Raw genomic sequence first — 22668 nt, forward strand, 5'->3', positions numbered from 1 at the left:
CTGTCATCATCAATCGCCTGCTTGCCGACGATGATCAGGCCCGGCTGTTCAGCCTCGGCCACACCCTTGACGATCTTGGCAACCGCGAGTGGCTCGACCTGGTCTTCGGTCTCGACCAGGATGGCGCGGTCGGCACCCATGGCAAGTGCAGTTCTCAGCGTCTCTTCAGCCTTGGCCGGGCCGACGGAAACGACGACGACTTCGTCGGCCTTGCCGGCTTCCTTCAGCCGCAGCGCCTCTTCGACCGAGATTTCGTCGAACGGGTTCATCGACATCTTCACGTTCGCAAGCTCGACGCCCGAACCGTCGGCCTTCACGCGGATCTTGACGTTGTAGTCAACCACCCGCTTCACCGTCACAAGTATTTTCATCGCAAACCTTTCTCCCGCGCTCGGTCTTGGCCGAACGCCCTCTCGTCAGTGTCTCGGTCGATCGGGCAACAATGCCCAGAAGGCGAACAGCGGTCTTTCACCCGAACGCATGGCGTGTTTGATGCCAGGCGGATTGTAGAAGGAACCTCCGATCCCCGGAGAGAACCATTCGGAATCGCCGTGCTGGAACTCGCCCTCCGACAGGACGAGGTATGTCTCTTCCGGGGCATGGTCGTGATCGGGATAGCGCGCGTTCGGCGCCATCAACGTCACGCCGAGCCAGAGATCCCTTCGATCCTCCAGGCCGCCCGGCCCGACGATCATTGCATTGGCATGGCTCATCAGGAAATTCTCGCTGGCCGTATGGTCGTTGACCGAACGCCACTTCCATTCGAGCGCGGGCTCGAGCGCCGTAAACCGCCCGATCAGCACGTCGAGCGATGTTTTCCCGGTCTTCGTGGCCAGGACGTCGTCAAGATAACGTTCGCAGACGGGAAGGCGCTTGCCAATATCCGAGCGTTGCGTCTGCGAGGCTTCGAGCTGGGCAAGTATCTGCGTGACGGACAGGCGTGATCTTGGATCCTCGGCGAATTGGTCGAACGCGACAAACGCCGCGTCCAGAAAGGCTTGCAAGGCATCAAGCCGCGCCATCGTCAGATATCCTTGGCCAGGCGCAGCGCATCGTAGATGGCCGCATGCGTGTTGCGGGCCGCCACCGCGTCGCCGATCCGGAAGAGTTGATAGGCACCTTCCGGATTGCGCTCGACGGACTGCGGCGTGCCCGCGATGAGCTCGTCGTAGGAGACTTCGCCGAGGTTCCTCGAGCCAGGCTTCAGTTCGAAATAGAGGTCGTCGAGCGGAATGGTGCCGTGGTTGACGACGATCTGGTCGAAGGTCTGCTGCTTGGCAACACCACCATAGTCGCTGCCGACGTGGGCGATGATCTGGTTGCCACTCTTTTCGACCGACTCCAACCGGTAGGTGACGGTGAAGGTGACGTCGAGCTTCTGCAGCGAGCGCATGTAGGGAACGAGGTTCATCGCCATGACTTCCGGCGCGAAAGACCGGTCCGGCGTCATGATCTCGACCTTCGCGCCGGCCTTGGCGAGGAATTCGGCAGCCTGGAGGCCCGCATGGTCGCCGGCGTCGTCGAAAATGAGCACGTTGGTGCCAGGCTTTACATCCCCCGAGATGATGTCCCAGGAGGAAACGACGAGCTCGTTGCCCTTCGACAAGACCTCTGTGTGTGGCAGTCCACCGGTCGCGATGATGACGACGTCGGGCTTTTCAGTGAGTACGGTGCCAGCCTCGGCCCAGGTGTTGAACCGGAAGGTGACGCCGAGCTTTTCGCACTGGCTCATGCGCCAGTCGATAATGCTGATCATTTCCCGACGGCGCTCGCTCTGGGCCGTAAGCCGGATTTGACCGCCCGGATTGTTCGCTGCCTCCAGAACGACAACCTCATGGCCCCGCTCCGCCGAGACGCGAGCAGCCTCAAGGCCGGCCGGACCGGCACCGACAATGACTACCTTCTTGCGTAGCGTGGCCTTCGGTATCCGATGCGGCATCGTTTCTTCGCGACCGGTCGCCGCATTGTGAATGCAGAAGGCCATGCCACCCTGGTAGATACGGTCCAGACAGTAGTTGGCGCCGACGCAGGGGCGGATATCATCCTCGCGCTTTTCCATGATCTTCCGCACGATATGCGGGTCGGTCATATGGGCGCGGGTCATGCCGATCATGTCGACCTTGCCGGCAGCGATCGCATGACGCGCCGTCGCTACGTCCTGGATCTTCGCGGCATGGAAGGTCGGGAACTTGGTTGCTGCGCGCACATCGCCGGCAAAATCCAGATGCGGTGCGCTCGCCATCCCCTGGATCGGGATGACGTCCGTCAGGCCCGGATCCGTATCGATATGACCGCGGATGACATTCAGGTAGTCGATGAGGCCGCTTTCCTTGAGACGACGGGAGATCTCCAGGCCTTCGGCCTTTCCGGTCCCGCCGGGAAGACACTCGTCCGCCGTATAGCGAACGCCGAGGATAAAGTCGTTTCCGACCCTTTCGCGCATGGCCTTGAAGACGTCGAAACAGAAGCGCAAGCGGTTATCGAGCGAACCGCCATAGGGACCATCGAGTTCGTTGGTCAGCGGCGAGGTGAACTGGTCGATGAGATGCCCGTAGGCCTCCAGCTCGACACCATCCATACCGCCCGCCTTCATCCGTTCGGCGGCGTCGGCAAAATCCTTGATGATGCGCTCGATGTCCCAGTCTTCGAGCTTCTTGGGAAAGGCGCGGTGCGCTGCCTCACGATGGTGCGAGGGCGCAACGACCGGAAGCCAGTCGCCCTTGTCCCAGCGGGTGCGCCGGCCGAGGTGCGTAAGCTGAATCATGATCGCAGCGCCCTCTTCATGCACGGCGTCGGTCATTTGCCGGATCCACGGCACGATCTCGTCCTTGTAGGCGAGCAGGTTATTGAAGACCGGGGGGCTGTCCTTGGAGACTGCGGCTGAGCCGGCGGTCATCGTCAGCGCCACACCGCCCCTTGCCCGCTCAACCGTATAGGCGCGGTAGCGGTCCTTAGGCATCCCGTCTTCCGGGTAGGCCGGCTCGTGAGACGTGACGATGATGCGGTTGCGCAGGGTCAAATGCTTCAACTGAAACGGCTGAAGCAGGGGATCGTTCGACATGCGACGGGCTCCGGTCTATGGGAAATTATCGCAACGGTAAGCGGAAATGTACATAAGTGTCAATAATGAAAAACACCACAGTTTGGATATTCGACACACGTGTACATTTTGCTTGAAACGATCGCTTGGATTTGTTAGGAGGCAATCATGGAACAGTCGATGACTGACACTGGCTGGCGCGGTTCTCAGGAGGGGTGGCTCGAAGCCGCCTACGATTCCCTGCTCGAGTCGGGCGTGGACTCGGTGAAGATCCTGCCGTTGGCCAAACGGCTCAATCTTTCCCGGACCAGCTTCTATTGGTTCTTCAAGGACCGGGAGGAACTGCTGAGTGCCCTCGTCGCGCGCTGGAGGGAGAAGAATACCGGTAATCTGGTCAAGCAATCCGAAGCCTATGCGGAGTCCTTGGCCGAGGCGATGCTGAACGTCTTCGACTGCTGGGTGAACAAGGACTTGTTCGACTCCCAGTTCGAGTTCGCCGTTCGCAGCTGGGCGCTGCAATCGCCCGAGATACTGGCCGAAGTACACGAGGCCGATCAGGCGAGAATGGAGGCGCTGGGCCGCATGTTCATGCGGTTCGGATATGACGCTGGACCCGCGGACGTTCGCGCACGAACGACCTACCTGGTCCAGATCGGATACATCTCGATGCAGTCCAAGGAGGATCTTGCGCTCCGCATGAAGCGCATTCCGGAATACATCGCGATTTACACCGGACAGACACCACAGCAGAGGGAGCTCGATCGCTTCTTCGCCCGGCATGGCTACAAACCAGAGTGAGAGAAGCATGGAAACGGGCGGGCCTTTGAGGGTTGGCATAATCGGTGGTGCCGGATGGCTGGGCGGGGCGATCGCCGACGCCATTCTCGACGCCGGCATCGTCGAGCCTCAAAACCTGTCGCTCTCCTATCGCAGCGAGCGCCCGGACCGTTTCAACCGCTCCTTCTGGACATCGGACAATCAGGCACTTGCCGACCGCTCGGACGTTATCGTTCTCTCCGTCCGCCCGGCCGACTGGCCCAGCCTGAACGTCGTTGCCGAGGGCAAGCTTCTCATCTCCGTCATGGCGGGCATCCGCCTCAATACCCTTGGTGAGCACCATCGGACGGACCGCGTGGTCCGTACTCTGCCAAATGCGGCGGCCGAAGTCCGCAAGTCCTATACACCGTGGGTTGCCGCGGCCGGGCTCGGACAAGAGGATCGGACGATCACACGGGCGATCTTCGATGCCTGCGGCTGTCAGGATGAAGTGCGCACGGAGGCCGAGATCGACTATCTGACCGGCCTTACCGGATCGGGTCCCGCTTTTCCGGCGCTGCTCGCCGAAGCGATGATGGCCGACGCCATTACGCATGGACTGCCGCGCGAAGTCGCCAAACGCGCCGTCAACACCCTCCTTGTGGGGGCGGGCCGGCTGCTGGAACAGCGGGACGACTGTCCCGCCGAAACCGTCCAGACTTTCCTCGACTATCGCGGCACCACCGCGGCCGCCATCGAGGAAATGCGCGCGGCCGGCTTCGATATCGCCGTTTCGCGCGGGTTGACGGCAGCGTTCAGGAAATCGGTTCGCATGGGAGAAGCCTCCTAGCGTCGTAGGGACAGGGTCCGCGGCGCCCCGCTCCAGAGAAAAAGCCGCCAAAAGAGGGAACGATAATGAAAAGCTTGCTTGCATCGACATGCCTTTTCCTTGGAACCGTCGCCGGTTCGTCGCTCGCCAATGCTGCAGACTGCGGCAGCGTCACCATCGCCAGCATGAACTGGCAAAGTGCCGAGGTGATTTCCAACCTCGACAAGATCATTCTCAATGAAGGTTACGGCTGCAGCGCCGAAATCACCATCGGCGACACCGTGCCGACCATCACCTCCATGGCGGAAAAAGGCGAACCGGATATAGCGCCCGAAGCATGGATCGACCTGCTTCCCGACGTGGTCAAGAAGGGAACCGAAGAAGGCCGTATCGTGAAGGTCGGCTCTCCGCTTCCCGACGGCGGTGTCCAGGGCTGGTGGATCCCGAAATATTTCGCCGATGCCCATCCGGATATCAAAAGCATTCCCGATCTGCTGAAGCATCCCGACCTCATCAAGGATCCGGAAGACGCGAGCAAGGGCGCGATCTTCAACGGCCCGCAAGGCTGGGGCGGCACGGTCGTAACGGCACAGCTCTACAAAGCCTTCGAGGCAGAGAAGGCCGGCTGGACGCTCGTCGATACCGGCTCGGCCGCGGGCCTCGATGGTTCGATCGCGAAGGCCTACGAACGCAAGGAAGGCTGGGTCGGCTATTACTGGGCACCGACCGCCCTCCTCGGCAAGTACGAGATGGTGCAGCTCGAAGCCGGCGTGCCCTATGACGCGGCTGAGTGGAAGCGCTGCATCACAGTTGCCGAATGCACCGACCCTAAACCAAGCGCCTGGCCGGTCGACACGATCGTAACGCTCGTCGCCAAACCCTTCTCCGAAAAGGCAGGCCCCGAGGTCATGGAGTATCTCAACAAGCGCTCCTGGAGCAACGAGACCATTGCCAAGCTGATGGCCTGGATGACCGACAACCAGGCGAGCGGCGAAGAAGGTGCCAAGCACTTCCTCCAGGAAAACCCGGATATCTGGAAGAAGTGGGTTTCCCCGGAAGCCGCCACCAAGATCGAGGCTGCGCTGTAATCAGCGACCGAAGCCCGGTGCGGTGTGTTGGCAGCACATCGCACCGTTCATGCCGACATAACAACAAGAACGCATCGGCTCTTTCGAGAAGGGGAACCGAATGGACTGGTTTTATCAATTTCCGCACATGAACGACAACGCGCTTCGAGATCTGAAGAAGGTCATCGACGAGACTTTTCGTGGTTTTACCCGCAGCTACGGCGATCTGATCGAAGGTTTCTTCGCACCGCTGCAGCATTTTCTGATCGCCTCTGAACGATTCATGACCAAGACCCCCTGGCCGATCATCACGCTCCTGATCCTCGCCATCGCCTGGGCAGCGACCAGAAGCATTCGCATCGCCGCCGGCTGTCTCGTGACGCTATTGCTCATCGGCTACTTCGACATGTGGGACGATACGATGCGGACGATCTCGATGATCTTCGTCTGCACGATCCTGTCGATCGCCATCGGCCTGCCGATCGGCATTCTCATGTCGCGCTCCGACAGGGTCCAACGGGTCGTCAACCCGGTGCTCGACGTCATGCAGACGATGCCGAGCTTCGTCTACCTGATCCCCGTCGTCATGCTGCTCGGCATCGGCAAGGTGCCGGGCCTGATCGCCGTCGTCATCTACGCCATCCCGCCGATGATCCGGCTCACCAATCTCGGCATCCGCCTGGTCGACAAGGATGTGCTCGAAGCGGCCGACGCCTTCGGTGCCGACAACCGGCAGAAGCTGTTCAAGGTCCAGCTGCCGCTCGCACTTCCGACCATCATGGCCGGCATAAACCAGACCATCATGATGGCGCTCGCCATGGTCGTCATCGCCTCGATGATCGGAGTTCAAGGCCTCGGCCAGCCGGTGCTGAAGGCGATCGCCAACCAGTATTTCACGCTCGGCATCTTCAACGGTCTCGCCATCGTCGGCATCGCCATCATGTTCGACCGGGTCAGCCAGGCCTATGGCGAAAGGCTGCAGAAGCACCGGGAGGTCGTCCATGGCTGATCACGCTTTCGGCGGCATCAAGATCCGCCATCTCTACAAGATCTTCGGGCCGAATGCCGGGACACATGTCGAAGCCGTCAGGAACGGCCTGACCAAGACCGAACTGAACGAGCGTCACGGGCACGTGCTCGGTCTTCGCGACATCAACATCGAGATGCCCTCGGGCTCGATCCAGGTGATCATGGGGCTTTCCGGCTCGGGCAAGTCGACGCTCATCCGGCATATCAACCGGCTGATCGATCCGACCGCCGGCGAAGTCCTCGTCGACGGCGTCGACGTGGTGAAGATGCCGGAAGCGGAACTGCGCGAATTCCGCCGCCACCAGACGGCCATGGTATTCCAGAAGTTCGCGCTGCTTCCGCATCGAAGCGTGCTCGACAACACGATCTTCGGCCTTGAAATCCAGGGCGTGACGCGTTCGCAAAGCATCGACACGGCCATGCGCTGGCTGGAACGGGTCGGGCTCAAAGGTTTCGAGCAGAAGTATCCCAATCAGCTCTCCGGCGGCATGCAACAGCGCGTCGGCCTTGCCCGGGCGCTGGCCAACGACGCACCGGTGCTGCTGATGGATGAGGCCTATTCGGCGCTTGATCCGCTGATCCGCACGGACATGCAGACGGTGCTGCTCGACCTGCAGAAAGAGATCAGGAAGACGATCGTCTTCATCACCCACGATCTCGACGAAGCGCTGAGGCTCGGCGACCAGATTGCGATTTTGCGCGACGGCGAGGTCATCCAGCAGGGCACCAGCCAGGATATCGTGCTGAGACCTGCCGACGACTATGTCGCCAATTTCGTCAAGGAAGTGAACCGGGGCCGTGTTGTCCATGTCGAGGCGGTCATGGCGCCACTTGGTGCGGCCGCAACGGGTGGGCCGAGCATCCCGGCATGCGTCACGATCGAGGACGCCGTGCGAACACTTGCATCTGCCCCCGAAGGCGACATCACGGTCATCGACGCATCCGGCAGGCCTGTCGGCACCGTCACATTCCGTCAGCTGGCGGGCGCGATGGTCAATGCGCGTGTGGCAAACGATCACGCGACCGCAATCGCAGCCACCGCCGCCTGACTTCGCCGCATCCTAATTGGGGCGGCTTGCCGCCCCAACAGTCTCTCCTCCGGGCGGCCCGCCCGGAACTGCATGGAAGGCGGAGAGAGCCCGCCTTCCAATCCCGATCCCCCTGCCCGGAGTCGCCTGATGTCGAAGAAGTTTCCCCGGCTGTTCTCCCCTCTCAAACTGCGGTCCCACACGCTGAAGAACAGGATCGTGTTCGGCGCACACACGGCGAACATGGCGGTCGAGGGCCTGCCAACCGAACGTCACGCAGCCTACTACCGGGAGCGGGCAATCGGCGGCGCCGCAATGATCGTCGTCGAACCGATGCCTGTCCATGCCGCAGCCGTTTTGACCCGTGGCAATTTCCGCCATTCCGACGATGCCGTGATCCCTCACTTCAAGAAGGTGGTCGAGGCGATCAAGGGCCATGGAGCGGTCGCAATCCAGCAGCTCTACCATGTCGGCGCCCACGGAGATTCCGACAACTCGTTCCATCCGCATTGGTCGCCCTCGGGCGGGCCGAGCTATCACGACAGCGACGGCTCGCATCCGATGACCGAAGCGGAAATCCTGGAGACGATCGACGGCTTCGTTGAAGCGGCGCGGCGATGTCGGGACGCCGGCTTCGACGGCGTCGAAGTGTGGGCGGCCTATCTCGGCATGGTCGATCAGTTCTGGACCCCCTGGTGCAATCGACGCGACGACCAGTGGGGCGGTTCGCTGGAAAACCGCACGCGCATGTCGCAGCAAATCCTGACGCGGATCAGAGAGATCTGCGGCCCGGACTTCATCGTCGGCCTCGCCGTCAGCGACGAACCGGACGTGAGGGTCGCGCTCCAACGCGACGAATTGGCCGAAATCATCCGCTTGCACGACGAACTGGGCCTCATCGACTATGTCACTTGCGGCTCGGGCGGCTACCTCGATTTCTATAAGCTGATGCCGACGTTCCTTTATCCGGAAAAACTTGGCGCCGACCTCGCTTCAGTCCTGAAGGGTGTCGTCAAGAACGCGCTAGTGATCGCCGAGAGCCACATCCGCACCCCGGAAAACGCTGAAACGGTGCTCGGCGAGGGAGCAGCCGACCTCGTTTCGATCGTGCGCGGCCAGATCGCCGATCCCCACCTGGCAAGGAAGGCGGCCGAGGATCGCCCGGACGATATTCGCGGCTGCATATCGTGCAACCAGATGTGCTGGGGCCGCCGGTCGCGGGATTACTGGATCAGCTGCCTTATCAACCCCTCAGTCGGACGCGAGGCCGAATGGAACGGCGATCGTTTTCTGAAAACCAGTGATCCGAAACGCGTGCTGGTGATCGGTGGCGGTCCCGCCGGACTGGAAGCCGCTCGGGTGGCCGCCGAACGCGGCCACGAAGTCGTGCTCGCCGAAGCGTCGAGCCGCCTCGGCGGCAACTTCCTGTTGGCGGGCATGCAGCCGAGACGAGCGCAAATCCTCGATCTCATGGCCTGGTACGAGCGCCAGCTCGAGAAGCTGAACGTAGACGTTCGCCTCAACACCTATTTCGAGGCGGAGGATATCGACCCATCCGAATTCGACCGCGTCATCGTCGCCACCGGCTCCTATTCCCCGGAGACGGGTTTCCAGAAGGCGCTGCCGACAGTCGAGACGATGCCGGGACTGGAAAAAGGCAACGTTTTCACGGTCGAAGCGGTCATGGCGCGCCAAGCTCGGCCGGGCAAACGCGTCCTGCTGCTCGACGAGGGAGGAGGCTGGCGCGGCTGCGGCACCGCCTGGAAGCTGGCCGAAGACGGCCACGATGTGACGATCCTGACGCCCGACCCTTTCGTCGGCAAGGAGTTGCAGAGAACCGCGGCCGACGTCCCCATGCGACAGGCGCTCCGCAAGCTCGGCGTCGCATGGATCGTCGAAGCCAGCGTTACCGAATGGCATGGCAACGGCGCGACAATCATCGATCACAACACGGGAGAAGATCGCTTCGTCGAAGCGGAGGCACTGGTCACTGCCACGACGAACTCTCCGGCCGACTGGCTGACGCCGGGGCTCGCGGATCGAGGTATCGTCGCGCGCCAGATCGGCGATTGCGCGGCACCGCGACAGGCGCCCTACGCCTTCTATGAAGGTCGGAGAACCGCACTGGAGATCTGAACATGCAGCAAGAGATCCTGCTTGATCTAGAAAGCGCCGAAAAGCTTGCAATCCGCGCTTGCCTTGCAGCCGGTGCGAACGAACCGACCGCGCGCTCGCTCGTCGAAGCAACGTTGTCGGCTGCCCTCTACGGTTCCCCAAGCGTGGGCTTCCCCCACTTCGTCGACTACCTGCACAGCTTCAGCCAGGGGCGCATCAATGGCGATCCCAATCCGGCCTTGGAGAGGCCGTTCCCTGCATTCTTTTTGTCGGATGCCGATCAGGGAATTGCGCAGCTGGGTTTCGATCTCGCACTGGACGATTTCGTCGAGGCTGCCAACAACTTCGGCGTCGCCGTTTTTTCCCAGAAGAACAGCTATACTACCGGCGAACTCGGCTACTACGTCCGCAGGCTCGCGGGACACGGATTGATTTCCATCGCAGCGACTAACGCCAATGCGATGCTGGCACCGACGTCTGGCGGTGCGGCCGTCTACAGCACCAATCCGCTGGCTTTCGGGTTCCCGTTGGCGGATCCGATGTCGCCGATGGTCATAGACCAGTCCTCGAGCGCAACGGCCTACGTGAACATCGTCGCAGCGGCGGCGGAGCGCCGTCCGATCCCGGAAGGTTGGGCGGTGGACCACGAAGGCCGTGCTACGCTCGACGCGAGCGAAGCATTGAAAGGCGCCCTCCTGCCGTTCGGAGGACGCAAGGGCGCGAACGTCGCCTTGATGGTCGAGATGCTGGCTGCCGGCATTTCGGGAGGTTCATGGTCGTTGGACGCGGGAAACTTCATGTCCGGGACCCGTTCTCCCGCCGTTGGACTGACACTGATCGCAATGGTGCCTGGCGGGAACCCCGACCAACGCATCGATCGGGCCAGCGCTCAGGTCGAGCGACTTCAAGCGCTCGGTGTCCATGTTCCCGGAACGAACAGACAGTCGCGATCAAGGGAGCGCGTCAAGATTCCTCTCGAGGTTTTCAAGGCGATAACGAAGATAGCCGGCGAAGCCTAGATCCCCGCGGGCTGTCGGCCAGTGGCGCGCAGGAACTGTCCGCGTCAATCGGCCATGGCTGTCGGTCGGCAACGGTTTCGCATCTTTTCTCGAAGCTGATGCGGCGTCATGCCGAAGTTCAGACGGAACCGTCGGCAGAAGTGAGCGCTGCTTGCGAAACCGACGTCGAGGGCGATCTCGATCATCGATTTCGAGGTCCGCTCGACAAGAAGCGCTGCCTTTTTCATGCGGATTTTCTCATATGCGGTCGCTGGCGAGTAGCCGGTCTTGCTGTGGAAGATCCGCTCCAGTTGACGTCTGGACACGCCGACATGACCGGCGATCTTTTCGATCTCCCACCTGTCGTCGATATTCTCCTCCATGCAAAGCAAGGCCGCGCGGATGCGGCGGTCGCAATGCACGGGAAGGGCGATGGGCGTACGGCTTTGCAGGTCCGAGCCATCCCTGCGACGATCGAGTTGAAGGATCTCGATGGCGTTGCGCTCGGCGGCCGCACCGACATGCCTTCTGACGAGGAGAGCCGCGAGATCCGCGACGGCACTTCCCCCTGCACAGGTCGTCACGTTGCCGTCCTCGACAAAAAGACTTTGTGACGTCAGCCGGATATCTGGAAACCGCGCCTTGAAGTCGGAGTGATGAAGCCAACTCACGCAAGCCAGACTTCCGGCAAGCAGCCCTGCATCTGCAAGGATGAAACTGCCGGTGCAGACACCGATCAGCTTCACGCCCTTCTGTTGGGCCAGACGCAGGAAGCGCACCGCGTCGTAGGACAGCTGCTCTTCGACGTTGAGTAAGCCGCCAATGACCACGATGTAATCGAAGCGCTTGGGGTCACCGAGCCCTGACGTGGGGGAAACCTGGACGCCGCAACTCGACCGGATCATGTGTGACGTCGGACTGAGCACGTCCCAGTCGCAAAGGAGCCGCCCCGATCTGTCGTCCGTATCGCTGGCGAGCCTCAACGTATCGGCAAACAACGCGAACGCGCTCATTGTGAACTTGCGCGCAAGCAGGAAACCGACATTCAGCCGCCTGGCCGATCGGTTGACGGCCCCGCGGTCCGGCCGGCTCGCAGCGACGACATACCCAGTTCCACGCTCGATCATCAGTTGCTCCTCAACGCGCGAAGGAAACGCTTGCTGGCCTGATATGACCGGCCGACTGAACGATACATAGCCGAGGTGAAGGGCGATAATTTCTTTCACTAATGCCGGCATTAGCGGCAGGCATGATCTTCGGCGAGCACACTCGGATCGCTTATGGCGGCATTGGAACTTCTAATTTTCCAGCGCGCGCGAAGATTTCTACCCTGATCTTCGTCAAACGGCGCGATTGGCCGAGGAGAAGGAGTTTTGTGAGATGAACATGTTTGCGCGAGGAATGCCGAACGAACTTCTGCGGCTGCAGGAGATGCATAACGGTGAGAGGGTGAAGTCCACCTTCTCCGCAGGCGAAATGGAGCGTCGGCAAAATGCGATGCGGCGCATCCTCGAAGACCTGAAGCTCGATGGGGCGGTCCTGACCTCCTACCACAACATCTGCTACTTCTCGGACTTCCTCTATTGTTCCTTTGGCCGACGTTACGCCTTTGTCATCACGCCGGAAAAGGCAACTTCGGTCTCGGCGGGCATTGATGCCGGCCAACCCTTTCGGCGCACCTTCGGCGACAACATCACCTATACGGACTGGCAACGCGACAACTTCTTCCACGCCCTGCAGAAACTCCTCCCGAACGTCTCGCGCATCGGCATCGAGTTCGACCAGGTGAACCTGGATTTTCGTCGCCTGCTCGAGGAGGCTTTCCCAAGGGTCGAGTTTGTCGACATCGGCTTTCCGACCATGTGGCTGCGCACAATCAAGTCGCAGGAGGAGATCGCGCTCATCAAGGAAGGTGCGGCGACGGCCGATATCGGCGGTGCTGCTGTCGCCAAGGCCGTGCGCGAAGGCGTTCCGGAATATGAGGTGGCGCTTGCCGGCACGCAGGCTATGGTCCGCCACATCGCAGATCGTTTTCCTCATGCAGAACTGATGGACACCTGGGTGTGGTTCCAGTCGGGCATCAACACGGACGGTGCGCACAATCCGGTGACATCACGGCGTGTCCAGAAGGGCGACATTCTCTCGCTCAATTGCTTCCCGATGATCGCCGGCTACTACACAGCGCTTGAACGCACGCTGTTCCTCGACCACGCCAGCGATGAGCATCTTCGGATCTGGGAGATCAACTGCGCCGTCCATCGTCGCGGGCTTGAGCTTCTCAAACCCGGCGCGCGCTGCGGGGATGTGGCCACGGAACTCAACGAGATCTACCGAGAGCACGGCCTGCTTGGCTATCGCTCCTTTGGTTATGGTCACTCCTTCGGTGTGCTGTCGCACTACTATGGCCGCGAGGCAGGGGTAGAGTTGCGCGAAGATATCAACACCGTCCTTCAGCCGGGCATGGTCGTCTCCATGGAGCCGATGCTGACAATTCCGGACGGTATGCCGGGCGCCGGCGGGTACCGCGAACACGACATCCTGGTCATGACGGAGAGCGGAAGCGAGAACATTACCGGCTTCCCCTTCGGCCCGCAGCATAATATCCTTCCCGCCTGACCCGTCCGCGGGCAACTTGAAACGGGCCGCCCGATCGGCCCGTTTCCTTTTGGAAGCGGTGCCGATATTCCGTGAGAAACATTCCGACTGACCTCCTTCGTACCTTTCTGGCAGTGATCGACCTGCGCAGCCACACGCGCGCTGCCGAACAACTCGGACGCACCCAGCCGGCCATCAGCCTGCAGATGAAAAAGCTGCAGGAATTGCTCAACGTTTCCCTGTTCGCCAAGGATGCAAGCGCTCAACCGACCGAGGCCGGAGAACTGGTCGCGAGCTACGCCCGGCAGATGCTGGCGCTGAACGACGAGATGATGCTGCGCCTCTCGCGACGCGATCAGCATGGAAAGATCCGCCTCGGCATCCCGAACGACTATGCCGACCATTTCCTGCCAAAGCTGATGCCGCGCCTTGCCCGCAGCGGCCACGACTTCCGCTTCGAGGTCGTCTGCGACCTTTCCCATGTCCTCCTGCAGGGTCTTCGAAACGGGCTCTACGATCTCGTCGTGGCGATGACACCGGACGGGCCGGCGGAAGGCGCATTCATGACCTGGAAGGAGCCACTCGCATGGATCGGCGACGCTGCCGGTACTCTGGTGGCGGACGATAACGCCAATTTGCGGATCGTCTGCTATCCGGAAGGCTGTCTCTATCGGCGAGCCATGCTGACTGCGCTGCAACGTGACGGGCGCGGCTACGATCTGGTCTATACGAGTCCCAGCCTTTCCGGCCTTGAAGCAGCGGTCGGTTCCGGCTTCGGCAACACAGTGCTTGCCCGCCGGATCGTGCCAACCAAGCTTGCAACACTCGACGACGCCCTCGGCCTGCCAAGGCTCGCGGACGTCGTCGTCGGCATCTATTTAAGTTCCGATCGCAAGCGCTCTGCGGTGGCGGAGAGCTTCGCAGCCCATTTCGCCGACGCCTTTCTTGCTGACACAAGAGAAGGCTGATCAGGCCTTCCGCGCGCTGCGGATGAGGCTCAGTGCCACAAAGAGCGCAATCGAGACGGTGGTCAGCAGGCTCGCCGCCGCCATGATGGTCGGATTGATCTGGTCGCGGATGCCGGAAAACATCTGCACCGGCAGCGTGCGCTGTTCTGCTCCAGTGAGAAAAAGGGCGACGATCACCTCGTCAAAGGAGACGGCGAAGGCAAGCAGCGCGCCGGAGACGATGCCGGGCGAAATGAGCGGCAGTGTGACTGCGAAGAAGACACTGACAGGCCCCGCGCCAAGGCTCGCGCCTGCCCGGGTGAGGTTGGTGTCGTAGGTCGACAGCGCTGAAAGTACCGTGACGACGACGAAGGGTATGGAAAGTGCCGCATGAGCGAGCACCAATCCGGTGCGGGTGTTGGTGAGCCCGATCGAACCAAAAAACATGTAGGCGCCGACGGCGACGATGACCACTGGCATGATCATCGGCGAGATCATCAATGCCATGACAACCTTTCGGGCGGGAAAGCCGGGCCGGCTGATGCCGAGCGCCGCAAGCGTGCCGAGCAATGTCGCGATTGCGGTGCTGAAAAGAGCCGCGACAAGGCTGTTGAGCAGGCTTTTGGTCCAGCGGGTATTTTCGAAGAAATCGACATACCAGCGCCAGGAATATTCCTGGATCGGGAAGGTGAAAAACGGGTCTTTGGAAACCGAAAGCGGAAAGACGACGAAGAGCGGCCCGATCAGGAAGACGAGCACGGCGAAGGCGAAGGCGACTACCGCGAGCCGGCAGAGCCGTTCGCTGCGGGTCGCGTAAGCGGGAAGCCACATGGTTGTTCTCATCCGAGTTTGATGCGCTCCGCACCGACAAGGCGCAGGAACAGAAGGTAGATCGAAAGCGTCATGACCAGGAGCAGGCACGCGAGTGCGGCGGCCATTCCCCAGTTCAGGTCGCGGTTGATGTAGGTGGCAATGAAGTTCGACATCATCTGGTCGCGCGGACCGCCAACCAGTGCGGGCGTGATGTAGTATCCGAGCGACAGGATGAAGGTCATCAGGCAGCCCGCAGCAACGCCCGGCAGCGTCTGCGGCGCATAGACCCGCCAGAAGGCGGAAAGCGGCGGGGCCCCAAGCGAGCGAGCGGCCCGCATCTGCCCCTCCGGAATGGACTTCATCACGCTGAGGATCGGCAGGATCGTAAAGGGCAGCTGAATATGCGTCATGGCGGTCACCGTGCCAAAGCGGGTCAGCATGAGCTGAAGCTTTTCCGTGGTAAGACCAAGCGCCAGAAGCAGCTGGTTGATCACCCCGTCCGTTTGCAGCAGAACCACCCACGCTGTGGTGCGCACAAGCAGTGACGTCCACAACGGCAGCAGTACCAATAGAAGCAGGAAGCCGGCGATGCGCGCCGGCGCCAGCGAGATGACATAGGCCGTGGGAAATCCGAGAACCAGGGTCGCGACGGTCACGAGGCCGGCAATCCAGAGTGTGCGACCGAGAATGTCAAGAAACACCGCCTGGCTTTCAGGCACCCGCTCGAGGTCGCCCGAAGCGGTCTGCTGAAGGTCGATGGCTGTCAGGAGGTAATAGGGCGACACCGGACCGGCATTGCGCTTGATGATCGCAAAGGGCTCGGGGCTTGCCCAGATCGGATCGAGTGCGGCGAATTGAGCGGCAAGCGAACCTTCCTCGAAATTGTCGAGGTGGCGAACCACGGACATGATGCGGCTACGCATCCCGGCGACTTCGTAGTTCAACCGCTTGCCGAGTGCGGCCGCCGTGTTGTCTTGCTTCGCTTGACGAAGATCTGCCGCAAGTGCCGCGAAGACGTCTTCGCCGGGTGCCGTGCGCCCATCCCAGCCATCGAGTGCACCGACGGTTTGCGGCAGGACTGCACGGACCTCCGGATTGCGCACGGCAGCGGTAAGAAACAGCCCAATGGGCGCGGCGAAAGTCACGATGAGAAAGACCAGCGCCGGCAGTGCCAGGGAAAAGGCCTTGAGCCGGTCGGGCCGCTCCGCCCGACGAAGTGCCGCACTAAGGCAGGCCGGCCTGACGGGGGCGCTCAGAGATAAAATCTGGGTCATGGCTACCTCGTCAGCGTTCGGCAATCGGCGGCGAAACAGGCGAGCGCTATGCGGCTATCCGGCAAGACCGATGCACCCTCCGCAGCCGGCACGCTGGCAATGAGGCGCTCGCTGCCGAAGGCCTCGACGGTCAGTCGTACCCGATCACCGAGGAAGGTTCGTTCAAGCACCCGGGCCGCGATTTGGTTTTCGCAGCGCTTGTGTCCAGGGTCGTCCAGGGTGAGCCGTTCTGGGCGCACGGAGACGGTGAGATTGGAACCGGGCTTGCCCGACGACCCTGTCGTCAGCAGCCGCGTCCCGTCAGCCATCCGCACAACCGTAAAGCCGTTCTGCGTTCCGGCGAACTCGCACGGAAACGTATTGTTGTCGCCAATGAAGCCGGCTACGAAGCGGTTCGCCGGCTGGTCATAAAGCGTCACCGGATCAGAGAGCTGTTGGATACGGCCCTCATGGAAGACGGCGATGCGGTCGGACATGGTGAGCGCCTCCGACTGGTCGTGCGTCACATAGACCATGGTGATCCCGAGGCGCTGCTGGATCCTTCGGATCTCGACCTGCATGTGTTCGCGCAGTTGCTTGTCCAGCGCGCCGAGAGGTTCGTCCATCAGGATGAGTTTCGGCTTGAAGACCATGGCGCGGGCAAGCGCGACGCGTTGCTGTTGCCCGCCGGAAAGCTGCGAGGGGCGTCGCTCGCCAAGGCCGCCAAGCTTGACCGTGGAAAGCGCCTCGTCGATCCGCCGCTTTGCTTCTGGGCCCCGGATGCCACGATATCGCAAGGGAAAGCCGACATTTTCGGCAACCGTCATGTGCGGGAAGAGCGCGTAGTTCTGAAAAACGAAGCCGATGTCACGCCGCTCCGGCGGCAGGCGCTCGACGGCCTGTCCTTCGAGCAGGATGCGGCCGCTCGTTGGTTGTTCGAAGCCTCCAAGCATCATCAGCGTCGTCGTCTTGCCGGACCCGGAAGGCCCGAGCATCGTGAGGAACTCACGGCGACGAACGTCAAGGTTCAGCTCCTCGACGACGAGCGTGCGCCCGTCATAGCTTTTCTGTACCCGCTCGAAAGCGACCATGGTCTCGGTCAGGGGCAGGGGTGGCGGCACCTCATGGAGGTGCCCCCTTTCCAGTGTCACGGTGTTCATCGCGGCGCTCCTTCAGTTGGAAAGCCAGGTGGTGAAGCGCTTGCGAATCTCATCGCCGTGGTCCGCCCAAAAAGCGTTGTCGAGCGTCAGCGAAGTTGTGAGGTTATCCGGGCTGGTCGGCAGGTTCTTGGCGTCTTGCGGCGCGACCTCGGTCGCCGCCGTCGCGCGAACCGGACCGTAGGGAATGTACTTGGCAATGCCGGCCAGAACCTTCGGTTCAACGGCGAAATGGATAAAAGAAAGCGAGCTTTCGATATCCTTCGCGCCCTTGGGAATGACCCAGTAGTTGGAGTCGAGGATCTGGTTGTCCCAGACGATCCCGAAATGCCGACCCTCATTATTGGCATTGAAGATGCGCCCGTTCCAGGCCGTGGTCATGGCCACTTCGCCGGACGCAAGCAGTTGCGGCGCCTGGGCGCCCGCTTCCCACCAGACGATCTCCTTCTTGATCGTGTCGAGCTTGGCAAAGGCGCGGTCGAGCCCGTCGGGCGTGGCAAGCGTCGCATAGACGTCACCAGGCGCCACGCCGTCGGCAAGGAGCGCGAATTCGAGATTGGTCGCCGGGTTTTTCCAAAGGCCGCGCTTGCCGGGGAAGTTCGTGAGATCGAACAGGTCGACAAGCTTCGTCGGCGGCGTCTTCAGCTTGTCGCGGTCGTAGGAAAGCACCGTCGCGTAGACGATGGTGCCGACGCCGCAGTCCGACGTGGTGCCTGTGAGCCAGTCCGATTTCGGTCCGATCTTCTCCCAGTCGATCGGCTCGAAAATGCCCTCGTCACAGCCCTGCAGCAGGGTCGGCGCGTCTACGTCGACCACGTCGATCGTCGTGTTGCCGCTGTCGATCATCGCCTTGATCTTGGCGATCTCACCACCGTATTCCTGCTCGGAAACCTGGCGACCGGTTTCCTTGGCGTAGGCGCTGAATACCGCCTTTCGTTGCGCGTCCTGATAAGCGCCGCCGAAACTCATGACGGAAAGCGGCTCGGCGGCGAGCGCCGTACCGAGCACAAGACCATAGGCAAGCGTCGTCGCTGCCAGCAACATGCGTGTTCTGAACATGGAACCCTCTCTGGAGACAGATTTGACTACCCGTCGCAGTGCCCGTCTTGGCTGCGGGCTATGAGGAAAGCCTATGTTGCGCCATCCTGCGGCGCAAATAAGTAGGTATCATGCGCACATGAGCGTTGCTTATCGAGATTGAACCGCGCAACCCAATCTCGCCGAACAAACCGCTTTTTCGGCGCCCTTCGGCAACCGACTACTGCACAGTCAACAACCCGACCAGTCGACGGTGCGACATGTACCGCTATTGTGTATCAGGCGTCCCTGGGGAGGACCGAAAGCACACGGGCAACGAATGCCGCGTACTCCTCCATGAAGTTACGCAGAAATTGCTCGGTCGATTGCACGGTGACCTCGCCATCGTCCGTAATGAGCCCGGGTGTGAATTGAATGTATGCTTCAGGGGCGTTCATCTGCGGGGAATTGCAGAAGCTCAGAACGCTGCGGAGGCTTTGCTGGGCGACAGCGGTGCCGATCGCACCCGGCGATGTCCCTATGACGGCCGAGGGTTTGCGCGTGAACGAGTTTTTGCCGTAAGGCCGGCTTGCCCAATCGATGGCGTTCTTCAGGCCGCCGGGAATCGACCGATTGTATTCCGGCGTCACGAACAAAACGGCATCTACCGCGGCGATCGCCTTCTTGAAATGACGAGCGGTCGGTGGAAAATCCGCATCATAGTCGTAGCTGTAAAGAGGAAGCTCCTTGAACGAAATCTCCGACATTTCGAGATGAGACGGAGCAAGCTTAACGAGCGCCAAAGCGAGCTTTCGATTGATCGAGTTTTTGGCCAGGCTTCCGATCAGGTATCCAACCGTATGCTTTTGCATAATAATTGCTCCCTTCTATGACATATGAGTCAACATCCACGCCTGGATGGCCACGCAGTCAGTATACGAAGCGTGAAGCTCTCTGTCAGAGGTTTTCATTCTGACCGCAGCAATTCCCCGAATGTCACTGACAGTTCGGTGCTTCCCTGTTCGGGAATACCAGCATTCTCGCGCGCCAGGTGGCCTATTGCTCTGGCGTGCCCGATTTCGCGCGTTCGGCGCCAAAAGTGTTGTAGCGGTGCCGACCGTCATGCCGTGGAGGGTCGTCGTCCCGCTCGGTGAAAGCGAGCCACCAACGATCATCGACATCCATCGTTACGCCGCCGCCATTAGATGCCCATTGGACGGAGCCCTAGGGAACCATTGAGGCTCGGACACGGTCAAAGACCTGATCGTCGAAGCATTTCTTCGGGATACCGATCGCCCAAAATCTTGACTGCCTCAGCGCCGGCTCGGAGCTCATCGAAATCATCTCCAGTCAGGTCTACCGCCAACGCACCGAGGTTTTCCTCCAGGCGGTCAATCCTTCTCGTTCCGAAAAGCGGTACGATCCATGGCTTTTGGGCCAGCAGCCAAGCGAGCGCCACCTGAGCCGGGGTTGCATTCTTGCGCCGTCCCACCCGAGAGATCAGCTCTACGAGAGTCTGGTTCGCCTCTCTGTTTTCCGCGGTGAAGCGAGGAATCTGCCCGCGAAAATCGTTAGCTTCAAAGCTGGTGGTCGCGCCGATGGTCCCTGTCAGAAATCCCTTTCCAAGCGGACTGAAAGGAACGAGACCGATGTCCAGTTCTTCAAGCGTGGGAATGACATCGGCTTCCGGCTCACGCGTCCACAGTGAGTACTCGCTCTGAAGGGCTGCGACCGGCTGAACGGCGTGTGCACGGCGTATCGACGTAACACCGGCTTCCGAGAGGCCGAAGTACAGAGCTTTGCCTTCAGCGATGAGGTCTTTGACCGTGCCCGCAACCTCTTCCATCGGCACTTCGGGATCGACGCGGTGCTGGTAGAGGAGATCAACATAGTCCGTGCGGAGCCGCTTCAGGCTGCCCTCGACCGCTTTGCGGATCTGACCGGGCCTGCTGTTGACGCCGCCAAGGTGCTCGCCGGCTGCCTGGTCGACGTTCCAGCCGAATTTCGTGGCGATCTTCACCCTGCCGCGAACGGCGCCAAGGGCTTCGCCGACCATTTCCTCGTTGGTCCACGGTCCATAGACTTCCGCCGTGTCGAAAAAGTCCATGCCGAGATCGACGGCTTTTCGCAGGAGGTCGATCATCTGCGGACGGTCGGGGATGTCGCGCGTTTTGCCGTAGCCCATGCAGCCAAGAGAGCGCTGAAACTTCCAATCCTTGCCCAAGCTTGCGTTTTTGCATGTTGTCCTCCTGCGTTGTCGGAAAGGCGCAGACGCTCGTGACGACACGCGCCACCAGCGCTTCTGAGCCATGGTGGCGCTTGGCGAAATCTAGCGCTGGCAGGATTGTTGGTTAAGTCGGTGTATTGCGCATGAACCTATATTTCAGATTCATCAATGATGCGGAATGGGTGGGCGACATCTTCATCGGCTGGCGCCCACCCAACGGCCATCATGCCTTGCGGCGCAGACGCGGATAGGCTGAGGAGAATATCTCCTCCACGGGCGGATGACCGTATGTACGCTCCGGATAGCGGGCCATGAGGCGGTCGAACTGGTGCTGCGCCCGCGCCTGTTCCGCCTGCGCGTCAAAACCCGGAATCTTGCCGTCGACCATGACGAAGCGGCCGTCGATGATGACGTCGGTGACATCGCGGCCCGAGCTGCTCATCATCAGGGTCTGGATCGGGTCGATGACATGACCGATACGATCATGGCCCATATCGATAACAATGATATCCGCCTTCGCGCCCTGCTGCAGGCGGCCAAGATCCGGCCTTCTCAGAGCGTCCGCGCCACCGAGCGTTCCCGCGTCGAAATAGTGTTCCGAGCGCACGCTGTCGATCGAACCGTCCCTCACGCGCGAAAGCAGCACGCCGACCTGCATGTTCTGGATGAAATCCGGCGGCCAGGTGTCCGTGCCGAGGCCGATACGGATACCCATCGACCTGAACTTCGAAAAGCTATCCATGACGCCGGCATGGCGGGCCGAGACGACCGGGCAATGGACCAGCGTTGCGCCCGCATTCATGAGGATCTCGATATCGCGGCCGGAGCGATCGACATTGCGGGTGCCGGCGACGAGTTCCCCATGCGGCAACAACATGCGCTCGTTGAGCACACCGAGAGAATCCATCCATTCGAGCGGCGTCATGCCATAGGTCTCGATGATGCGGTTGAACTCGAGCTCCGACTGGCAGCAATGCTGCCGGATCGGGATATCGAGGTCGCGGCCGGCCGCCGCCGTACGGCGCATCATTTCGGGTGTGTTGGTTTCGAGCCGGTCGGGCGCCAGCATCGCGCGCACCAGCGGCGAGGCCTTTGCCTCGATACGCTCGGCGAACGCCAGCGATTCAGCGAAGCTGCGGAAGCCGCGTTCCTCGTCGCAATGGAAGGCGATCTTGCCGTTCTCGTCGACATAGCTGTTGCCGCTGCGGTAGGCCGGTCCGAGATAGACGCGCAGGCCCAGCTCGTGTGCGGCGTCGGCTGCAGCAGAGAATTCCGCATCCGTTTCGCCCCATTCGCGATAAAACAGCGAGGCAATCGGCAGCGCCGTCGTCACGCCATTGCGGATGAGCTGGGCAAAGGCGTAGCGCTTCTGGAAGGCAAGCTCGTCTTGCGTATACATTTCATAGGCGCGGTCCATGTAGCTCTTCGGCCAGACCCGGCCCTTCTTCCAGGACGGCTGGTTGTCGAAGGCGAGGACAGTCGTGTCGAGATCGGAAAGCGCGTCGAGATCGACGAAACCGGGCGAGAGGATAGCGTTGCCGTAGTCAATGCGCTGAGCAACCTCGCCAGGATAGTCATGGCCGACGAAGACGACCTCGCTGCCTTGAAATACGACAACGCCGTCGTCATAGATCACATGGTGGCCGTCGTGATGGCCCACAACCCATCGCGCGGAGAGAAGGACCGGGCCGTCGATGCGGCCGGAGGCTGGAAGTGTCGTCATAGCAGTTGCCCATCGTTCAAATAATCACGACGAAACCGCGCTCGCGCGCGGCTCCGAGAATCTGCGGTGTGCGG

Annotated in this window: 19 protein-coding genes and 1 pseudogene; 9 read left to right on the forward strand and 11 right to left on the reverse strand. The window is 61.1% G+C overall.

The genetic code is table 11. From position 1 onward, the window contains the following. From AB4Z53_RS30505 to AB4Z53_RS30515, 3 genes are all read right to left on the reverse strand, one after another. Positions 1–371 (reverse strand): electron transfer flavoprotein subunit beta/FixA family protein (locus AB4Z53_RS30505; RefSeq protein WP_441599142.1); only part of this gene is annotated, 371 nt, incomplete at its 3' end. A 45-nt stretch (positions 372–416) separates the two neighbouring features. Continuing rightward, positions 417–1022 (reverse strand): dimethylsulfonioproprionate lyase family protein, encoded by a 606-nt coding sequence (locus AB4Z53_RS30510; protein WP_441599143.1) that lies wholly within the window; start codon positions 1020–1022, stop codon positions 417–419. Positions 1023–1024: 2 nt separating this feature from the next. Next, entirely contained in the window at positions 1025–3061 is a 2037-nt protein-coding gene (locus AB4Z53_RS30515; protein ID WP_113537283.1) for an NADH:flavin oxidoreductase, read from the reverse strand. 147 nt (positions 3062–3208) lie between these two features. On the opposite strand from AB4Z53_RS30515, the gene AB4Z53_RS30520 reads away from it, so the two are divergent. The 7 genes from AB4Z53_RS30520 (at position 3209) to AB4Z53_RS30550 (ending at position 10883) form a co-directional block, all read left to right on the forward strand. Then, positions 3209–3838: a TetR/AcrR family transcriptional regulator gene (locus AB4Z53_RS30520; RefSeq protein WP_113537284.1), complete on the forward strand. Its 630-nt coding sequence runs from the start codon at positions 3209–3211 to the stop codon at positions 3836–3838. A 7-nt stretch (positions 3839–3845) separates the two neighbouring features. After that, a complete protein-coding gene (locus AB4Z53_RS30525; protein ID WP_441599144.1) occupies positions 3846–4646 on the forward strand; it encodes a pyrroline-5-carboxylate reductase family protein in 801 nt (266 codons plus the stop codon). A 65-nt stretch (positions 4647–4711) separates the two neighbouring features. After that, entirely contained in the window at positions 4712–5713 is a 1002-nt protein-coding gene (locus AB4Z53_RS30530) for an ABC transporter substrate-binding protein (protein WP_113537286.1), read from the forward strand. 100 nt (positions 5714–5813) lie between these two features. Continuing rightward, complete coding sequence (locus AB4Z53_RS30535; protein WP_113537287.1) at positions 5814–6701, forward strand: ABC transporter permease; 888 nt, start codon at positions 5814–5816, stop codon at positions 6699–6701. After that, a complete protein-coding gene (locus AB4Z53_RS30540) occupies positions 6694–7770 on the forward strand; it encodes a quaternary amine ABC transporter ATP-binding protein (protein ID WP_441599145.1) in 1077 nt (358 codons plus the stop codon). Before AB4Z53_RS30535 ends, AB4Z53_RS30540 begins: the two co-directional genes overlap by 8 nt. 129 nt (positions 7771–7899) lie before the next feature. Beyond that, the gene (locus AB4Z53_RS30545; protein WP_441599146.1) at positions 7900–9885 is read left to right on the forward strand and encodes an oxidoreductase; all 1986 of its coding nucleotides are present in this window, start codon (positions 7900–7902) and stop codon (positions 9883–9885) included. 2 nt (positions 9886–9887) lie between these two features. Beyond that, entirely contained in the window at positions 9888–10883 is a 996-nt protein-coding gene (locus AB4Z53_RS30550) for an Ldh family oxidoreductase (protein ID WP_441599147.1), read from the forward strand. A 44-nt stretch (positions 10884–10927) separates the two neighbouring features. Here AB4Z53_RS30550 and AB4Z53_RS30555 read toward each other — a convergent pair whose 3' ends face one another. After that, positions 10928–11875 (reverse strand): GlxA family transcriptional regulator, encoded by a 948-nt coding sequence (locus AB4Z53_RS30555; RefSeq protein ID WP_441599189.1) that lies wholly within the window; start codon positions 11873–11875, stop codon positions 10928–10930. Between the two features lie 388 nt (positions 11876–12263). Between AB4Z53_RS30555 and AB4Z53_RS30560 the strand changes: the two genes are divergently transcribed. Continuing rightward, a complete protein-coding gene (locus tag AB4Z53_RS30560) occupies positions 12264–13478 on the forward strand; it encodes a M24 family metallopeptidase (RefSeq protein WP_441599190.1) in 1215 nt (404 codons plus the stop codon). 71 nt (positions 13479–13549) lie between these two features. Next, the gene (locus AB4Z53_RS30565) at positions 13550–14425 is read left to right on the forward strand and encodes a LysR family transcriptional regulator (protein WP_113537293.1); all 876 of its coding nucleotides are present in this window, start codon (positions 13550–13552) and stop codon (positions 14423–14425) included. On the opposite strand, the gene AB4Z53_RS30570 is transcribed toward AB4Z53_RS30565, so the two are convergent. From AB4Z53_RS30570 to AB4Z53_RS30600, 7 genes and pseudogenes are all read right to left on the reverse strand, one after another. Next, entirely contained in the window at positions 14426–15235 is an 810-nt protein-coding gene (locus AB4Z53_RS30570) for an ABC transporter permease (RefSeq protein WP_291163614.1), read from the reverse strand. 8 nt (positions 15236–15243) lie between these two features. Then, entirely contained in the window at positions 15244–16491 is a 1248-nt protein-coding gene (locus tag AB4Z53_RS30575; RefSeq protein ID WP_441599148.1) for an ABC transporter permease, read from the reverse strand. 2 nt (positions 16492–16493) lie between these two features. Next, positions 16494–17630, reverse strand: a complete 1137-nt coding sequence (locus AB4Z53_RS30580; RefSeq protein WP_441599149.1) for an ABC transporter ATP-binding protein — start codon at positions 17628–17630, stop codon at positions 16494–16496. Between the two features lie 12 nt (positions 17631–17642). Beyond that, the gene (locus tag AB4Z53_RS30585) at positions 17643–18686 is read right to left on the reverse strand and encodes an ABC transporter substrate-binding protein (protein ID WP_441599150.1); all 1044 of its coding nucleotides are present in this window, start codon (positions 18684–18686) and stop codon (positions 17643–17645) included. Between the two features lie 257 nt (positions 18687–18943). Further along, positions 18944–19516: an NADPH-dependent FMN reductase gene (locus AB4Z53_RS30590; protein ID WP_113537298.1), complete on the reverse strand. Its 573-nt coding sequence runs from the start codon at positions 19514–19516 to the stop codon at positions 18944–18946. A gap of 380 nt (positions 19517–19896) precedes the next feature. Continuing rightward, positions 19897–20884: pseudogene (locus AB4Z53_RS30595) on the reverse strand (aldo/keto reductase). 210 nt (positions 20885–21094) lie between these two features. Next, positions 21095–22594, reverse strand: coding sequence for an amidohydrolase family protein (locus AB4Z53_RS30600; RefSeq protein WP_441599151.1), 1500 nt, complete (start codon positions 22592–22594; stop codon positions 21095–21097). Positions 22595–22668 lie beyond the last annotated feature (74 nt).

It is taken from the genome of Ensifer sp. 2TAB8 (assembly GCF_052115125.1).
Classification (GTDB): Bacteria; Pseudomonadota; Alphaproteobacteria; order Rhizobiales; family Rhizobiaceae; genus Ensifer.

Excerpts from the sequence above, each read along its gene's own strand:
- AB4Z53_RS30510 (WP_441599143.1), bottom strand. The coding sequence starts at position 1,022 with ATGGCGCGGCTTGATGCCTTGCAAGCCTTTCTGGACGCGGCGTTTGTC.
- AB4Z53_RS30515 (WP_113537283.1), bottom strand. The coding sequence starts at position 3,061 with ATGTCGAACGATCCCCTGCTTCAGCCGTTTCAGTTGAAGCATTTGACC.
- AB4Z53_RS30520 (WP_113537284.1), top strand. The coding sequence starts at position 3,209 with ATGGAACAGTCGATGACTGACACTGGCTGGCGCGGTTCTCAGGAGGGG.
- AB4Z53_RS30525 (WP_441599144.1), top strand. The coding sequence starts at position 3,846 with ATGGAAACGGGCGGGCCTTTGAGGGTTGGCATAATCGGTGGTGCCGGA.
- AB4Z53_RS30530 (WP_113537286.1), top strand. The coding sequence starts at position 4,712 with ATGAAAAGCTTGCTTGCATCGACATGCCTTTTCCTTGGAACCGTCGCC.
- AB4Z53_RS30535 (WP_113537287.1), top strand. The coding sequence starts at position 5,814 with ATGGACTGGTTTTATCAATTTCCGCACATGAACGACAACGCGCTTCGA.
- AB4Z53_RS30540 (WP_441599145.1), top strand. The coding sequence starts at position 6,694 with ATGGCTGATCACGCTTTCGGCGGCATCAAGATCCGCCATCTCTACAAG.
- AB4Z53_RS30545 (WP_441599146.1), top strand. The coding sequence starts at position 7,900 with ATGTCGAAGAAGTTTCCCCGGCTGTTCTCCCCTCTCAAACTGCGGTCC.
- AB4Z53_RS30550 (WP_441599147.1), top strand. The coding sequence starts at position 9,888 with ATGCAGCAAGAGATCCTGCTTGATCTAGAAAGCGCCGAAAAGCTTGCA.
- AB4Z53_RS30555 (WP_441599189.1), bottom strand. The coding sequence starts at position 11,875 with ATGAGCGCGTTCGCGTTGTTTGCCGATACGTTGAGGCTCGCCAGCGAT.
- AB4Z53_RS30560 (WP_441599190.1), top strand. The coding sequence starts at position 12,264 with ATGCCGAACGAACTTCTGCGGCTGCAGGAGATGCATAACGGTGAGAGG.
- AB4Z53_RS30570 (WP_291163614.1), bottom strand. The coding sequence starts at position 15,235 with ATGTGGCTTCCCGCTTACGCGACCCGCAGCGAACGGCTCTGCCGGCTC.
- AB4Z53_RS30575 (WP_441599148.1), bottom strand. The coding sequence starts at position 16,491 with ATGACCCAGATTTTATCTCTGAGCGCCCCCGTCAGGCCGGCCTGCCTT.
- AB4Z53_RS30580 (WP_441599149.1), bottom strand. The coding sequence starts at position 17,630 with ATGAACACCGTGACACTGGAAAGGGGGCACCTCCATGAGGTGCCGCCA.
- AB4Z53_RS30585 (WP_441599150.1), bottom strand. The coding sequence starts at position 18,686 with ATGTTCAGAACACGCATGTTGCTGGCAGCGACGACGCTTGCCTATGGT.
- AB4Z53_RS30590 (WP_113537298.1), bottom strand. The coding sequence starts at position 19,516 with ATGCAAAAGCATACGGTTGGATACCTGATCGGAAGCCTGGCCAAAAAC.
- AB4Z53_RS30600 (WP_441599151.1), bottom strand. The coding sequence starts at position 22,594 with ATGACGACACTTCCAGCCTCCGGCCGCATCGACGGCCCGGTCCTTCTC.